The sequence below is a fragment of the Streptomyces chlorus genome, from assembly GCF_042655885.1.
Classification (GTDB): Bacteria; Actinomycetota; Actinomycetes; order Streptomycetales; family Streptomycetaceae; genus Streptomyces; species Streptomyces chlorus.
In genome coordinates this window covers 14,717-29,850 of record NZ_JBHSOA010000039.1, presented here as the reverse complement: position 1 = coordinate 29,850, position 15,134 = coordinate 14,717, and the positions used below count along the sequence as shown (strand labels likewise).

Below are 15,134 nucleotides of genomic sequence, written 5' to 3'. Positions count from 1 at the left end.
ATGGAGGTGCCGTGCCGTGGGACTCCTGGACACCATCCTCGGCCGCAGCAAGCCGGTTCGCCCGGACCTCGACCAGCTCTTCAGCCTGCCCTCGGCCGCGATCACCGTGCAGGCGGGGGCGGGGTTCACTCCGACCGGGACCGGATCGGTCTGCTTCGCGAGCGTGGAGGGCGGCGCATTCGACCGGCTCCAGCAGGAAGTACAAGAACTGCTCGACGCCGACACCGGCCGGGGCGGCACACCCGTCGAGTACACCAAGGACGCGTACGGGTACACGTGGCTCCTCGTCCATCGCACGGCCGACGACACCGCCTCACTGGTCAACGATCTGCACGCCGTCAACACGCTCCTCCAGGACGCGGGCTTCGGCCCGCAACTCCTCTGCTCCCTGGTCGGCTTCCGGGCCACATCGGACCACCGGGCCCTGGCACTGGTCTATCTCTACAAGCGCGGCACCTTCTATCCAGTGTGTATACGCCCCGGTCAGGAGAAACGAGACAACGCCCTTGAACTACAGGTCGCTGCCCTGCTTAAGAACGATCTTCGGATCGAGGAAGATCTGTCGCGCTGGTTCCCCGTGTGGGGTGCGCCGGGCATGGAGGGCTGATGGTTCTCCGCAAGCGCGGCACCTTCTACCGTTCCTAGTCGGTGAGCAGGAGTGAGTCCTGGACCCATTCCCGCTCACTGCGGACGCCCCGAACGGTGTTGGGTGTCCTGGTCGCCCGCGTTCCTTCCGCGTCCGGTGGCACGGATCGTGTCCGTGGTCCGGGAAGGCGGCGGCGGGTTTCCTCGCGCCCGGGGGTGTCCGGTGCGGCCTGGACGGTCCGATGCCCGCGCACATCACTCCGGTGTGCACGGGGCGGTGTCGTCCGACGCCGGATGGGATAGCCCTGGGCGCGTCGTCCGATCGCGATGCTCGCCGCATCGTGTCGGCTGGTTTTACGGGTGGTGCTGGTCAGGGGTTGTTGCCAGTGCTGGGCGCCCCACTTCGAGGTGTAGGCGGGGTCGACGGCGACGATGGTGATGCCCATGGCGTCGGCCATCGAGACGAGGCGGGCGCGGAGCCGGCCGGTGGGCAGGCCGGAGACCAGCTGCCGGAGCCGCCTGTTGCGGCCGTGTTTCTCGCGGGTCTTTTCGGCGGTGAAGTCCAGGTCCTCCACCGCGATCGCCCGCACCCCGCAGGTGCGGGCCCAGTTGAGCAGTCGGGTCAGGGCGTGGCGGACCTGGGCGTCGCGGTGGTCGGCGGGTCCGGTCAGGTCGTAGCAGAAGCGGCGTGGGGTGCCGGTCGGGTTGCCGTGCACGTCCAGGCGCCAGGCGGCGAGGTGGTCGGCGTTGGTGTCCACCCTGATCACCCCGCCGGCCAGCGCCGCCGCCAGGGGGACTGTCTGCGTGACGGGTTTCTGCCAGGAGGCGGTCACATACCAGCGCGCGCGGGTTACGTCGTGGTGGATGCGGTAGGCGACGGCCCGGTTCGCCGCCACCCGGTCGGCCCATTCCGGCCCCCGGTGCGCGAACCCGATCCGGCCGGTGAGGACGTACCGGCCGTGCGGAGCGTTCGCCAGCTGCTTGAGCGGGGCGGGGAGCCTGATGCTGACCTCGCCGTCCGGTGCGATGCGGATCGTCTCGTTCCCGTATTGCTTGCCGCTCTCCCCGTCCGCCTGCAGAAACCAGCGTTGCGCTTCCCAGCGTTCACGCCACTGGGTCTCGGTGAGCCGCGCGGCGGGCAGCTGGTGCCGCGTCCGGGCCAGGCGCCTGCCGCCCCGCACCACGCGCACCCGCCCGGCCGTCCAGTCGGCGCGTTCCCGCGCCAGCCGGTCCTCCAGCACGTGCAGGCGGCGGGCCTTGGCATGCCACTCCCGCCGACTGCGATATCCACCCGGGGCCCTCTTCGAACCCTTCGCGCCGAGCGGCAGTGCCAGCCGGTGGCGCAGGGTGCGCACCCCCGATTCCAGGTTCTGGAGGTGGGTGAGCGCGCAGCGGCGGGCCAGCGCCCACTGGTCATGCGTCGCCTTGGTGATCGCGCCCGCCCAGCGGGCCGACGAGAGCGGGGTCAGCTCCCGCTTGCGCACCGCCCACACCTTCGCGTCGTGCTCGAGGCCGTCGTGGCAGCGCGCCTTCAGGTCACGACAGGCCAGCGTGCCCAGATACGCGCCCACCCGCCGCAGCATTTCTTCATCGGCGGCGGTGAGCTGCTTGAGCCGGGTACGGACGGCCACCCCCGACGGGCCGGGCACCACAAACGGCGCCGCCAGCATCCGCAGTCCTCCATCCACCCCAGACCCCCGCCCCTTCAGCCCAGTCCTGAAAACCCGCTCACCCCACCCAACGAGCACCACCCGCCAAGGTCACGCATTCGGCAGACGAACCCCCATTCCCCCCTTCCCACAGGACAGCACCCGCTCCCGGCCGTGACCGCGCCCGTCCGGGCTCACTCATGCACACCAGAACACACTCGTGCTCAGCCAAACTCCAGCAGCTCCCAACCCCTTCGCGCCGCTCCCCGACGGAACGGAGCGGCGCGACAACGCGTTGGAACTCCAGATCAGGGCGCTCCTCGCGGACGACCTGCGCATCGAGGCCGATCTGGCCCGCTGGTTCCCGGTGTGGGGCGCCCCAGGTCTCGTGGGGCCCCGGCCCTGAGGCATGTGTCGTCGGCGCGGCCCCCGGCCGGCCCTAGCCCAGCCGCGGTATCTCGATCGCAGGGCAGCGGTTCATCACCATCTCCAGGCCCGCAGCGCGGGTCCGTTCGTAGGCGGCCTCGTCGATGACGTCCAACTGGAACCAGACGCCCTTGGCCCCCTTGGCGACCGCCTCGTCCGCGACCGCCCCGGCCAGTTCACTGTTCATGAACACGTCGACGACGTCCACCTCGAAGGGGATGTCCGCGAGCGAGGCGTACCCCTGCTCGCCGTGCACCGTCTCGGCCTTCGGATGCACCGGCACCACGCGCTTGCCGAAGCGCTGCAGCACCTGGGCGACACCGTACGCCGCGCGCTGCCGGTTCGACGACAGGCCCACCACGGCCCAGGTGTCGCCGAGCCCGGTGAGGATCTTGCGGACCGTTGCCTCGTCGCCGTACACCGTGGGCCTCCTGGAGCGTCATGATCGTAAGGGAGCTGTCCTATGCGTAACGAACCGGAGCGCGGGGTGATTCCCGGGATCACGGGCACGTCCCGGAGCAACGGCGTCCCCGAAAAGCGTGCGAGATGACTGCGCGGGCCCGCTTGTGCGCCTACGCTCGCCTCGTGCTGCGCATCACCGACGCCCGGACCGGCGAACTCGTGGACGCGACCCCCGCCCGGCGGGGCCTCACCCGCGTCGAGGCCCACACGCGCGGGTTCGATCCGACGAACCTGCGCGTGCTGCTCGTCGCCGACCTGCTCGTGCGCGCCCTGGAACTCGGCGGCACCCCGGTGTGGGCGCTGCTCGACGGCGAACGGGATCTGCCCGAACTGCGCGCGGCGGGCGCCGCCCTCGGCGTGCGGCCCTTCGAGGACGGCCGGGACGCCGGCACAGGGCTGGGGGAGGCCCAGGTCCTGCACGTGGTGAGCGAGGGCGGCGCGACACCCGACGGAGTCCGTGTCGCCGTCGCACCCGTCCACCAGGAAGGGCTGGGTGACGCACCGGACGGCACGGATGCCACCGATCCCACCGGCCCTGCCGACCTCACCGCCTCGAACAGCCTCACCGAGCCGACCGTCCTGCGGCTCGCCCTGCTCACGCATCCCAGGAGCAGCCCGCTGAGGCTCGACCCGGCCGCCCTGGACGAGGCCGCAGGCACCCTCGGGCGCTGGCGCGGCGCGGTCGCCGCCTGGGCGCACCGGCCCTCGCGGCCCATCCCCGACACGGTGCGCGTGGACCTGCGCACCGCCTGGGAGGACGACCTGGACGCGGTCGGTATGCTCCGCGTGCTCCGCGTGGTGGAGCAGGATCCGGAGGTACCGGACGGCGCCCGCTTCGAGACATACGCCTACGCCGACCGGCTGCTCGGCCTTGACCTCACCCGGGACCTGGGGTCCCTGGTATGACCGGGCTCCCCGGCGAACCCGGGCTCGCGGGACGCACCGGACCCACCGGGCAGGGCGGGGCCGCTCCCTTGCGTCGGCTGGTCGTGCTGCGGCACGCCAAGTCCGCCTGGCCGGAGGACGTGCCCGACCGGGACCGTCCGCTCGCCGCGCGTGGCGAGCGCGACGCGCCCGCCGCCGGACGGGCGATCGCCGGCACCGTCGGCCCACCCGGCCTCGCCCTGTGCTCCACCGCCGTACGCGCCCGCCGGACCTGGGAGCTGGCGGCGGCGGAGTGGGACACGTCCCCGCCGGTCCGGTACGAGCCCCGGCTGTACGCCGCCGGGGCCCCCGGCCTGCTGGCCGTGGTGCGCGAGGCGCCCGCCGACGTCGGCACCCTGCTGCTGATCGGCCACAACCCGGGCCTGGCCGACCTCGTCCTGGCCCTGGCCGGCGACGGCGCGGACGACACCCTCGACCGGGTCCGCGTGAAGTTCCCGACCTCGGCGGTAGCCGTGCTGTCCTGGCGCGGCGCCGCATGGCCGGACCTCGCCCCCGGCACCGCCCTGCTGACCGCGATGACCGTGCCCCGAGGCCCCGCGCGGTAGGCGTTTTTCGCCCGCGCCCGGCCGGGAGGGCCCGCCCGGCCGGCTGCGCATAGGCTGGCCGGATGCAGGACGAGTACCGCACCGTCGCCCGCGCGGGTGTGCACGAGACCGAGATCAACCGCTCCCGCTTCCGGTGCGCGCTCGCCCCGGCGGCCACCGAGCGGGAGGCGCAGGAGTTCGTCACCGCCGTCCGCAAGGAGCACGCCGACGCCACCCACAACTGCTGGGCGTACGTCATCGGCGCGGACGCCTCCGTCCAGAAGGCCAGCGACGACGGCGAACCCGGAGGCACCGCGGGCGTCCCCATGCTGCAGATGCTGCTGCGCCGCGACATGCGGTACGTCGTCGCCGTCGTCACCCGCTACTACGGTGGGATCAAACTCGGTGCGGGCGGGCTCATCCGAGCGTATGGCGGGACCGTCGGCGAGGCGCTGGACGGCGTCGGCACGCTCACCCGGCGTCGGTTCCGGCTGGCCACGGTGACCGTCGACCACCAGCGGGCCGGCAAGGTCCAGAACGACCTGCGCTCCACGGGGCGCGAGGTGCGGGACGTGCGCTACGGCGAGGAGGTCACGATCGAGATCGCCCTCCCGGACACCGACGTGGACCGCTTCCGGTCCTGGCTCGCGGACGCGACCGCCGGGACCGCCCGCTTCGAACCGGGCGGCGAGACGTACGGCGACGTGTGACCGCGACCCCGTGTCCCGTCGACTCATGACGTCATATCGGTTGCTTCGCCCACATAACGGGCGTAAGCGGCTTCAGTCATGACGGGGCGATACGGGAGTTTCCGGCCGTGGTGTCGGAGCAGGCCGATACTCTCGGGGGTCATGAGACTGCTGCACACTTCCGACTGGCACCTCGGCCGGGCGTTCCACCGGGTCGGCATGCTCGGTGCCCAGGCCGAGTTCATCGGCCACCTGGTGGCGACCGTGCGCGAGCACGCCGTCGACGCGGTGGTCGTGTCGGGAGACGTGTACGACCGTGCCGTGCCGCCGCTCGCCGCGGTGGAGCTGTTCGATGACGCCCTGCACCGCCTCGCCGACCTGGGCGTGCCGACGGTGATGATCTCCGGCAACCACGACTCGGCCCGCCGCCTCGGCGTCGGTGCCGGACTCATCGGGCGCGCGGGCATCCATCTGCGGACCGCCCCCTCGGCGAGCGGCACCCCCGTGATGCTGTCCGACCGCCACGGGGACGTCGCTTTCTACGGACTGCCCTATCTGGAACCGGCCCTGGTCAAGGACGAGTTCGGGGTGGAGAAGGCGGGCCACGAGACGGTGCTCGCCGCCGCCATGGACCGGGTCCGTGCCGACCTCGCCGCCCGCCTGCGCGGCACCCGCTCGGTCGTCCTCGCGCACGCCTTCGTCACCGGCGGCACACCGAGCGACAGTGAGCGGGACATCACCGTCGGCGGGGTCGCCGCCGTACCCGCCGGAGTGTTCGACGGCGTCGACTACGTGGCGCTCGGACATCTGCACGGCTGCCAGACCCTCACCGAGCGCGTGCGCTACTCCGGCTCCCCCCTCCCGTACTCCTTCTCCGAGGCGGACCACCGAAAGAGCATGTGGCTCGTCGACCTGGCCGCCGACGGCGGCGTCACCGCCGAGCGGATCGACTGCCCGGTGCCGCGCGCCCTCGCCCGGATCCGCGGTCCCCTGGAGGAGTTGCTCGCCGACCCCGGACTCGAGCCGCACCGCGAGGCGTGGGTCGAGGCCACGCTCACCGACCCGGCCCGTCCGGCCGACCCCATGGCCCGGCTCACCGAACGCTTCCCGCACACCCTCAGCCTCGTCTTCGAACCCGAACGCGCGCCCGGCGACCCCGCGGTGTCCTACGCCCACCGCCTCGCCGGCCGCGACGACCAGCAGATCGCGGAGGACTTCGTGGCCCACGTACGCGGCGCCGGCCCCGACGAGCGGGAGCGGGCCGTCCTGCGGGACGCCATCGACGCCGTCCGCGCCGACGAGGCCGTACGGGAGGTGGCGCGGTGAGGCTGCACCGGCTCGACCTCACCGCCTTCGGGCCTTTCGGCGGCTCGCTCACCGTCGACTTCGACGAGCTGTCCGCCGCGGGCCTCTTCCTGCTGCACGGCCCCACCGGCGCCGGCAAGACCTCGATACTCGACGCCGTCTGCTACGCCCTGTACGGCACCGTCCCCGGCGCCCGGCAGAGCGGGCAGGGCATGACACTGCGCAGCGACCACGCCGCCCCCGCCGTCCGCACCGAGGTCACCCTCGACCTCACCGTCGCCGGGCGCCGGCTCGAGGTCACCCGGCAACCGCCCTGGCAGCGACCGAAGAAGCGCGGCACCGGCACCACCCTCGACAAGGCACAGACCTGGCTGCGCGAGTACGACCCGGCTGCCCGGGCCTGGAAGGACCTCAGCCGCTCCCACCAGGAGATCGCCGAGGAGATCACCCAGCTCCTCGGCATGAGCCGGGAGCAGTTCTGCCAGGTCGTCCTCCTGCCCCAGGGCGACTTCGCGCGGTTCCTGCGCGCCGACGCCGAGGCGCGCGGCAAGCTGCTCGGCCGGCTCTTCGACACCCGCCGCTTCGCCGACGTGGAGAAGCACCTCGCGGAGCGCCGCCGCGCCACCGAGTCCCGGGTGCGGGACGGCGACGCGGACCTGCTCGCCGACGCGCACCGGATGCAGCAGGCCGCGGGCGAGGCGATGCGGCTGGACGACCTCGCGCCGGGCGATCCGGGACTGGCCGAGAGCGTGCTGACCGCGGCCGCCGTCGCCCGCAGCACCGCCCGCGAACAGCTCACCGTCGCCCGCTGCCGCCTCACCGCGGCCGAATCCGCGCAGGCCGCCGCCGACCGGTCACTGGACGACGCACGCGAACGGGACCGGCTGCAACGGCGGTTCGCCAAGGTGCGGGAGCGCGCGGCACGACTGGCGGAGGAGGACGGTGCCCGGCAGGAGGCGCAGACGCTCCTGGACCGTTCCCGCAAGGCCGAGGCGGTCGCCCCCGCGCTGGAACTGCGGGAGTCCGCCGACGCCGAACACCGCGAGGCGGCCGGCGCCGAGGCGCGCACGCGTGCCGTACTCCCCGAGGCGCACCAGGAGGCGGGCGCGGCCGGGCTCACGGCTGCCGCGCGCCGGGCCGCCGAGGAACTGGGCGGCCTCGAGTCGGCCCGCCGCGCCGAGCGCCGGCTTGCCGGACTCCTCGACGAACGGGCCGGCCTGGACCGCCAGGAGCGTGCCGACGACGACGTACTGGACGAGTCGGACGCCTGGCTCACCGGCTGGGAGGAGACCCGGACCGGGCTCCAGGCCCGCATCGAGTCCGCGCAGGAGGCCGCGACCAGGGCCGGTGAACTCGCGGTGCGGCGCGACCCCGCGCATCAGCGGCTGAACGCCGCACGGCTGCGGGACCGGCTGGCCGGGGACACCGACCGCACCGCCGAGCAGGCCCGCCGGGCCCAGGAGCAGGCGCTCACGGCCAAGCAGCACTGGCTCGACCTCAAGGAACAGCGGCTGGCCGGCATCGCCGCCGAACTCGCCGCGAACCTCACCGACGGCGCACCCTGCACGGTCTGCGGGGCCGTCGAACACCCCGCCCCCGCCCGCAAGGACGCCGGCCACGTCGATCGCGAGGCGGAGGAGCGCGCCCTAGCCGCCCACCAGAGTGCCGAGGAACGCCGTGCCGACCACGAACGGCGCCTCGGCGCCGTCCGCGAGGCGCTGGCCGCCGCCGGGGCGGAGGCGGGGGACACGCCGACCGGCCGACTCGCCCACGAGGTGGAGGAGTTGGAGGGGCAGTACGCGCGGGCCCGGGACGCGGCCTCCGTGCTGCACTCCGTGCGGGAGCGGCTGCGGCAGGCGGAGCACGAGCATGAGCGGCGGCTGACCGCGCAGCGCGAGGCGGCGGTCCGGACCGCCGCACGGGCGGGCGTCCGCGAGCGGCTCGGCCAGGAGCAAACCGCGCTGGAGGAGGAGTTGGCCAAGGCGCGGGGCGCCGCGGACAGCGTGGCCGTACGCGCCGCCCAACTGGAGCGCGACGCCGCACGGTTCGCCGACGCCGCCGACGCCGTCCGGCTCGCCGAGGGCACCGCGCAGCGGCTCAAGCACGCCGACGCCAGGCTTGCGGACGCCGCCTTCCGGGCCGGCTTCGACACCCCACGGGCGGCGGCCGAGGCACTGCTCGACGCGGCCACCCATCGCGCACTGCAGCACCGACTGGACGCCTGGCAGCAGGAGGAGGCCGCCGTACGCGCGGTGCTCGCCGAGTCCGACACCGCGGCTGCCGCCCGGCAGCCCCCCGCCGACCTCGCCGCCGCGCAGCGTACCGCCGAGGACGCGGACCGCAGGGTGCGCGAGGCGGCCTCCGCGCGCGACGCCGCCGCCCGCCGTTGTGCCGAACTCGACCGGCTCTCCGCGCGGGCCACCGCCTCGGCGCGCCGGCTGGCACCGCTGCGCGACGAGTACGACCGGGTGGCCCGCATGGCGGGCCTCACCGCCGGCACCTCGGCCGCCAACGAACGCAGGATGCGCCTGGAGTCCTACGTCCTGGCCGCCCGCCTGGAACAGGTTGCCGCCGCGGCGACCGCGCGGCTGCACCGCATGTCGTCCGGCCGCTACACCCTGGTGCACTCCGACGACCGCACCGGGCGCGGCCGCAGCGGCCTCGGGCTGCACGTCGTGGACGCGTGGACCGGCCGGGAGCGGGACACCGCGACCCTTTCGGGCGGTGAGACCTTCTTCGCCTCGCTCGCCCTCGCCCTCGGTCTCGCCGACGTCGTCACCGGCGAGGCCGGCGGGGTCCGGCTGGACACCCTCTTCATCGACGAGGGCTTCGGCAGCCTCGACGACCAGACCCTCGACGAGGTGCTGGACGTCCTGGACTCCCTGCGGGAACGCGACCGCAGCGTGGGCATCGTCAGCCACGTCCCCGACCTGCGGCGGCGCATCCACGCCCAACTCGCGGTGGTGAAGGGCCGCTCGGGCTCGACGGTGCGGATACACGGCGTGGGCTGAGCCGAGCGCAGCCGGGTCGAGCGGGGGCAGGCGGGGCGGCCGTGGAAACGTAAGCGGGGGACGGGGACGGGCGGGGCGGCCGGCCGGGCCGGTCGCCGTCACGGTGGGAGCGGGGTCGCGATATCGGCGTGCGCCGGGACCTCAACCCCGCCATCATGGCTGACCATGCCCCCACTTCCGCCCCCCGCGCCCGAAGCACTCCGCCGTGACCCCCTGCCGCTGTGCGGCCGGACCGCGCTGGTCACCGGGGCCAGTAGACGCGGCGGCATCGGACACGCGGTCGCCCGGCGTCTCGCCGCCCACGGAGCGAGCGTCTACCTGCACCACCACGTGCCGCACGACGCCGCGATGCCCTGGGGCGCCGACTGCCCCGAGGACGTGGCAGCCTCCGTGCGGGAAGCTCTCGGCGGTCCCTCGGCGCGGGTGATGTCCGGGCCGGGCGACCTCCCCCGGCGCTGACGCCGGGGGAGCCGTCCCGGCGCCGGCCGCCGGCGGCTCGGCTCACAGCGCCGACAGTTCGTCCACCAGGTCGTCCAGGCCCAGTGAGCCCTGGGACAGCGCCGCCATGTGCCACGCCTTGAGGTCGAAGGCGTCGCCGTGCCGCTTGCGGGCGTTCTCCCGGCCCAGCAGCCAGGCCCGCTCGCCGAGCTTGTAGCCGATGGCCTGCCCGGGGATCGTCAGATAGCGGGTCATCTCGCTCTCCACGAAGTCCGCGGGACGGCTGCTGTGCGCCCCGAAGAACTCCTCGGCCAGTTCCGGCGTCCAGCGCTCGCCCGGGTGGAACGGCGAGTCCGCCGGAATCTCGAGTTCCAGGTGCATGCCGATGTCGACGACGACCCGGGCGGCCCGCATCATCTGCGCGTCCAGGTAGCCGAGCCGTTCCTCCGCGTCCGCGAGGAAGCCGAGTTCGTCCATCAGCCGCTCCGCGTACAGGGCCCAGCCCTCCGCGTTGGCGCTGACCATGCCGACGGAGGCCTGGTAACGGGACAGGTTTTCGGCGACGTGCGCCCACTGCGCCAGCTGGAGGTGATGGCCGGGGACGCCCTCGTGGTACCAGGTCGACACCAGGTCGTAGACGGGGAAGCGGGTCAGTCCCATGGTCGGCAGCCAGGTACGGCCGGGCCGGGAGAAGTCCTCCGACGGGGGCGTGTAGTACGGCGCCGCCGCGCTGCCCGGCGGGGCGATCCGCGACTCCACCTTCCTTACCCGCTCGGCGAGTTCGAAGTGGGTGCCGTCGAGCGAGTCGATCGCCTGGTCCATCAGGCCCTGGAGCCAGTCACGGACCTCGTCGACGCCCTCGATGTGCCGGCCGTGCTCGTCGAGGTGCGCCAGCGCCACCCACGGCGTGTCGGCACCCGGCAGGACCTTCTCGGCCTCCTTCTTCATCTCGCCGAGCAGCCGGTGGTACTCGGCCCAGCCGTAGGCGTACGCCTCGTCCAGGTCGAGGTCGGTGCCGTTGTAGTAGCGGGACCAGCGGGCGTAGCGTTCCCGGCCCACGGTGTCGGGGGCGCCCTCGATCGCCGGCGCGTACACGTCGCGCATCCAGTCCCGCAGCTCCACCACGGCCGCGGTCGCGGAACGCGCCGCCCGGTCCAGCTCCGCGCGCAGCGCGTCCGGACCCGGCGAGGCGAAGTCCTCGAACCAGCCCCGGCCCTCACCGGTGTCCGCCCACTCGGTGAGCTGCTCGACGAACGTGGCGGTCGGCCGCGGCGCCGCGTACAGCTTGCGCTCCAGGCCGAGCGCGAGGGACTCCCGGTAGCCCGCCAGCGCGGCCGGTACCGCGCGCAGCCGCTCGGCGACCGCGGCCCAGTCCTCCTCGGTCCGCGTCGGCGTCACGGTGAACACCTCACGCACCGAGTGGGCGACGGTGCCCAGGTTGCCGACCGAACGCAGACCCTCGTCGGCCTCGTGCACGGCGAGCTCCGCGGTGAGCCGCTCCCGCAGCAGCCGAGCGCAGCGGCGCTCGATGTCGCTGTCCGCGCCGGGCCCGGCCTCGGCCTCGTCGAGCCGGGCGAGCGTGGCCCGCTGAAGCTCCGCGAGCGCGGCCTGGCCCGCGGGGGAGAGATCGGGCAGGCGGCGGTAACTCTCCTGCACACCGAGATACGTACCGGTGACCGGGTCGAGGGCGATGAGATCGTCGACGTAGGCGTCGGCGACCTCGCGGGGCAGCGGGCTGTTGGTCTCAGACATGGCGACCATCCTGGTACGCGGCCCGCCGGACGTCACCCGGATTGAGCCGAGGGCGAAGACGGCAGCAGCGGACCGCAGTCCCACTGCTGGAAGATCAGCCGCGTCTCCACGCGTGCCACCTCCCGCCGCGACGTGAACTCGTCCAGCACCAGCCGCTGCAGATCCGCCATGTCCGCGACCGCGACATGGATCAGATAATCGTCCGGTCCGGTCAGATGGAAGACGGTCAGCGACTCCGGCAGCGCCCGGATCCGCTCCACGAACGGCCCCACCAGCTCCCGCCGGTGCGGCCTCACCTGCACCGACAGCAGAGCCTGGAGCCCTCGCCCCAGCTTGGCCGGGTCCAGCTTCAGCCGATGCCCGAGGATCACGCCGGAGCGCCGCAGCCGGGTCACCCGGTCCAGACAGGTAGACGGCGCGACCCCCACCTGCGCGGCGAGGTCCCGGTACGTCGTCCGGGCGTCGTTCTGCAACAGCCGCAGCAGATGAAGATCCACCGGATCCAGTACGACAGAATCAGCCACCGGCCGAACGTAACACGGAGATCGGCTCCCGCGGCCCGGCCGGTGTTCACCCTTCGGGGCATGGACGTACGCAGGGGCACGCGCAGCACCACGAGAGCACTCGCCACCGAGGCCGTGCACGCAGGCCGGGACGACCTGGCCCGGCAGGGGCTGCACGCCCCGCCGATCGACCTGTCCACCACCTACCCCGCCTACGACAGCCGCGGTGAGGCCGCCCGGATCGACGCGTTCGCCGCCACCGGCGCTCAGCCGGACGGCCCGCCCGTCTACGGACGGCTCGGCAACCCGACCGTCGCCCGCTTCGAGACCGCCCTGGCCCGCCTGGAGGGCACGGAGGCCGCCGTCGCCTTCGCCAGTGGCATGGCCGCGCTCAGCGCCGTCCTGCTGGTGCGCGGCTCCATGGGCCTGCGCCACGTCGTCGCCGTACGCCCCCTGTACGGATGCAGTGACCACCTGCTGACCGCCGGGCTGCTCGGCTCCGAGGTGACGTGGACCGACCCGGCGGGGGTCGCCGACGCACTGCGCCCCGACACCGGTCTGGTGCTGGTGGAGTCACCGGCCAACCCGACCCTGACCGAGGTCGATCTGCGGGCACTCGCCCGGGACTGCGGCTCCGTGCCGCTGGTCGTCGACAACACCTTCGCCACGCCCGTCCTCCAGCGTCCGGCCGAGCACGGGGCGCGGCTGGTGCTGCACAGCGCCACCAAGTACCTCGGGGGGCACGGGGACGTCCTGGCCGGGGTGGTGGCCTGCGACGAGGAGTTCGCGGGGCGGCTGCGGCAGATACGGTTCGCCACCGGTGGCGTGCTGCATCCGCTGGCCGGCTACCTGCTGCTGCGGGGGCTGTCGACGCTGCCGGTACGGGTCCGGGCAGCCTCGGCGGGCGCCGCCGAACTCGTCCGCAGACTGACCGCCGACCCGCGTGTGGCCCGGGTGCACTACCCGCGCATCGGCGGGGCGATGGTCTCCTTCGAGGTGCACGGGGACCCGCACGAGGTGATCGGCGGCGTACGGCTGATCACCCCGGCGGTGAGCCTCGGCAGCGTGGACTCCCTCATCCAGCACCCGGCGTCCATCAGCCACCGCATCGTCGACGCGGGCGACCGCAGGGCCGCGGGAGTCAGCGACCAACTGCTGCGGCTCTCCGTCGGCCTGGAGGACGTCGACGACCTGTGGGCCGATCTGGACGGGGCGCTGGGCTGATCGGACGGGGCGGCTGGGCCGAGACGTCGCGCACACGGAGCGGCCACGGAACGCCGACGGAGCGGCCCGGCGGAATGCCCCGGCTCGTCTGCGTGTTCGGTCCGCTCGGGGTGCGCATCGGGCCCGTGCGTCCGTCCCGCCCGCGTGTTCCGTGGCGCGATGGCTACGACCGGCGGCCGATCCGGGAGGTGCCGTGTTCCTGCTCGCTGCGCTCCTCCTGCGCGCGGCGGGCCGGCCGCTGGTCCAGGCGGGCGGTGATGACCAGGGTGCCCTCCTCGATCTGGTAGTCGAGGGGGAGTTCCAGGCCGCGCATCGCGGCGACCATGCCGGTGTTGGACGCCTGCGTCACGGCGTAGACATGGGCGCAGCCCGCCTCGCCGGCCATCGCCACCAGCCGGGCGAGAAGCTCGCCGCCGATGCCCCGGCGCTGCCAGGCGTCCTCGATGAGCAGAGCCACCTCGGTCTCGTCGCCGTCCCACAGCAGATGGCCGAGGCCGACGATGCGCCCCGAGGCCGTCCGCACGGCGAGTGTGCGGCCGAAGCGCGGGCTGAGCAGGTGATTCAGGTAGCGGTCCACGTCGTCGACCGGCCCGTGGTAGCGCAGGCGCAGGGTCTCGGGCGAGCACCGTTCGTGCATCGCCCGTGCCGCCTCCAGGTCACTGGTGTCCGCCCGGCGCACGGTGATGTCGCTGCCCTCGGGCAGTGTGAGAACGTCCTGGCCGCGGGGGACCCGGGGGCCGAGCCGGGCGTCCAGCTCCACCAGGGCCCTGGCCCGGGCGAACTCGGTGGGCGTGAACGGCAGATACGGCCGCTCCACGGTGATCACACCGCCCTCGGGGGCGCGCAGTCGCATCACGGTGTCCTCCAGGGTCCCCTCGGCCGGCACACCCTCCAGCGCCTGCCGGCCGGCACCCGGCGCGGCGGGCAGCGAACGGATCGTGCACCGTCCCAGCAACTGCCGTAGTGCCAGCGGGAGTTCCGCGGCGTCCAGTGCCGTACGCGTGGCGAGGCCCAGCATTCGGGTCGGCGCGTCCACCAGGTCGTGGGCATCGGCCCGCTCGATCCAGGTGCCGGTGCCACCGGCGCCCGACACCGCCGCCGTGAGACCGGTGCCGGGCAGGTCGGCGGGGGCCCGCAGCAGGAACTCGTCGACCGTGGCCGTGCCCAGCGGGTGCGTCTGCAGGCTCAGGATGTCGACGCTCTCCCCGGCCAGCGCCGTGCACAGCGCGGCCAGCGCGCCCGGCTCGTCCCGCACCGTCGTCCGCAACCGCCACAGGGCGCTCTTTGCCGGGGCGCTGCGCACGGTCCCGTCGGCGGACGACGCAGCCGGCAGCCCGTGCCACGACTCGGCGGCCGGGGGGCGGCCGCCGCCGGTATCGGATGAGGGGGGCGTGTGACCGTGGCGGCGTGCCCACCAACTGTGGAACGCCGCCGTGAACCGTGCGGTCGTTTCGCCTCTCGACTGCCCCTGCGGGGGACGGTCCTGGCGGTCACGAGTCTCGTCTGACATGCCTCGGCTCATGCAGCCACTGTGAAGGAAGTGTGTTTCGTGATCACTAACGCGCTATGGCTGACGAGTAAAGAGTTCTTAGGGCTCCTATGATCCTTTTGTCGCCGTGTC

12 protein-coding genes and 2 pseudogenes are annotated in these 15,134 nt (G+C 73.6%); 9 read left to right on the top strand and 5 right to left on the bottom strand.

Annotated elements, in window-relative coordinates; translation table 11 throughout:
* The first annotated feature begins 16 nt into the window (after positions 1–16).
* Entirely contained in the window at positions 17–607 is a 591-nt protein-coding gene (pspAB, locus tag ACFPZI_RS18695; RefSeq protein ID WP_381364372.1) for a PspA-associated protein PspAB, read from the top strand.
* 34 nt (positions 608–641) lie between these two features.
* Here the strand turns inward: pspAB (ACFPZI_RS18695) and ACFPZI_RS18690 are convergent, their stop codons facing one another.
* Positions 642–2,255, bottom strand: coding sequence for an IS200/IS605 family accessory protein TnpB-related protein (locus ACFPZI_RS18690; RefSeq protein ID WP_381364371.1), 1,614 nt, complete (start codon positions 2,253–2,255; stop codon positions 642–644).
* Positions 2,256–2,484: 229 nt separating this feature from the next.
* Between ACFPZI_RS18690 and pspAB (ACFPZI_RS18685) the strand changes: the two are divergent.
* A pseudogene (pspAB, locus tag ACFPZI_RS18685) lies at positions 2,485–2,640 on the top strand (PspA-associated protein PspAB); the annotation flags it as partial.
* A 33-nt stretch (positions 2,641–2,673) separates the two neighbouring features.
* Here the strand turns inward: pspAB (ACFPZI_RS18685) and ACFPZI_RS18680 are convergent.
* The gene (locus tag ACFPZI_RS18680) at positions 2,674–3,081 is read right to left on the bottom strand and encodes a CoA-binding protein (protein ID WP_381364369.1); all 408 of its coding nucleotides are present in this window, start codon (positions 3,079–3,081) and stop codon (positions 2,674–2,676) included.
* A 125-nt stretch (positions 3,082–3,206) separates the two neighbouring features.
* On the opposite strand from ACFPZI_RS18680, the gene ACFPZI_RS18675 reads away from it, so the two are divergent.
* From ACFPZI_RS18675 to ACFPZI_RS18650, 6 genes and pseudogenes are all read left to right on the top strand, one after another.
* The gene (locus ACFPZI_RS18675) at positions 3,207–4,028 is read left to right on the top strand and encodes a cysteine--tRNA ligase (protein WP_381364367.1); all 822 of its coding nucleotides are present in this window, start codon (positions 3,207–3,209) and stop codon (positions 4,026–4,028) included.
* Positions 4,025–4,612: a SixA phosphatase family protein gene (locus ACFPZI_RS18670; RefSeq protein ID WP_381364365.1), complete on the top strand. Its 588-nt coding sequence runs from the start codon at positions 4,025–4,027 to the stop codon at positions 4,610–4,612. Before ACFPZI_RS18675 ends, ACFPZI_RS18670 begins: the two co-directional genes overlap by 4 nt.
* A 62-nt stretch (positions 4,613–4,674) precedes the next feature.
* Entirely contained in the window at positions 4,675–5,301 is a 627-nt protein-coding gene (locus ACFPZI_RS18665) for a YigZ family protein (protein WP_381364363.1), read from the top strand.
* A 141-nt stretch (positions 5,302–5,442) separates the two neighbouring features.
* Positions 5,443–6,606, top strand: coding sequence for an exonuclease SbcCD subunit D (locus ACFPZI_RS18660; RefSeq protein ID WP_381364361.1), 1,164 nt, complete (start codon positions 5,443–5,445; stop codon positions 6,604–6,606).
* Positions 6,603–9,596, top strand: a complete 2,994-nt coding sequence (locus ACFPZI_RS18655) for an AAA family ATPase (RefSeq protein WP_381364360.1) — start codon at positions 6,603–6,605, stop codon at positions 9,594–9,596. The genes ACFPZI_RS18660 and ACFPZI_RS18655 overlap by 4 nt, the downstream gene beginning before the upstream one ends.
* A gap of 165 nt (positions 9,597–9,761) precedes the next feature.
* A pseudogene (locus ACFPZI_RS18650) lies at positions 9,762–10,043 on the top strand (SDR family oxidoreductase); the annotation flags it as partial.
* A 54-nt stretch (positions 10,044–10,097) separates the two neighbouring features.
* Here the strand turns inward: ACFPZI_RS18650 and ACFPZI_RS18645 are convergent.
* Positions 10,098–11,786, bottom strand: a complete 1,689-nt coding sequence (locus tag ACFPZI_RS18645; protein ID WP_381364358.1) for a DUF885 domain-containing protein — start codon at positions 11,784–11,786, stop codon at positions 10,098–10,100.
* 32 nt (positions 11,787–11,818) lie between these two features.
* Positions 11,819–12,310, bottom strand: coding sequence for an Lrp/AsnC family transcriptional regulator (locus tag ACFPZI_RS18640; protein ID WP_381364356.1), 492 nt, complete (start codon positions 12,308–12,310; stop codon positions 11,819–11,821).
* 60 nt (positions 12,311–12,370) lie between these two features.
* Between ACFPZI_RS18640 and ACFPZI_RS18635 the strand changes: the two genes are divergently transcribed.
* Positions 12,371–13,513, top strand: coding sequence for a trans-sulfuration enzyme family protein (locus ACFPZI_RS18635; protein ID WP_381364354.1), 1,143 nt, complete (start codon positions 12,371–12,373; stop codon positions 13,511–13,513).
* Positions 13,514–13,676: 163 nt separating this feature from the next.
* Here ACFPZI_RS18635 and ACFPZI_RS18630 read toward each other — a convergent pair whose 3' ends face one another.
* A complete protein-coding gene (locus ACFPZI_RS18630; protein ID WP_381364352.1) occupies positions 13,677–15,023 on the bottom strand; it encodes a GNAT family N-acetyltransferase in 1,347 nt (448 codons plus the stop codon).
* Positions 15,024–15,134 lie beyond the last annotated feature (111 nt).

Coding starts and splice junctions, on each gene's coding strand:
- ACFPZI_RS18690 (WP_381364371.1), bottom strand. CDS start 2,255: ATGCTGGCGGCGCCGTTTGTGGTGCCCGGCCCGTCGGGGGTGGCCGTC.
- ACFPZI_RS18675 (WP_381364367.1), top strand. CDS start 3,207: ATGACTGCGCGGGCCCGCTTGTGCGCCTACGCTCGCCTCGTGCTGCGC.
- ACFPZI_RS18670 (WP_381364365.1), top strand. CDS start 4,025: ATGACCGGGCTCCCCGGCGAACCCGGGCTCGCGGGACGCACCGGACCC.
- ACFPZI_RS18665 (WP_381364363.1), top strand. CDS start 4,675: ATGCAGGACGAGTACCGCACCGTCGCCCGCGCGGGTGTGCACGAGACC.
- ACFPZI_RS18660 (WP_381364361.1), top strand. CDS start 5,443: ATGAGACTGCTGCACACTTCCGACTGGCACCTCGGCCGGGCGTTCCAC.
- ACFPZI_RS18645 (WP_381364358.1), bottom strand. CDS start 11,786: ATGTCTGAGACCAACAGCCCGCTGCCCCGCGAGGTCGCCGACGCCTAC.
- ACFPZI_RS18635 (WP_381364354.1), top strand. CDS start 12,371: ATGGACGTACGCAGGGGCACGCGCAGCACCACGAGAGCACTCGCCACC.
- ACFPZI_RS18630 (WP_381364352.1), bottom strand. CDS start 15,023: ATGTCAGACGAGACTCGTGACCGCCAGGACCGTCCCCCGCAGGGGCAG.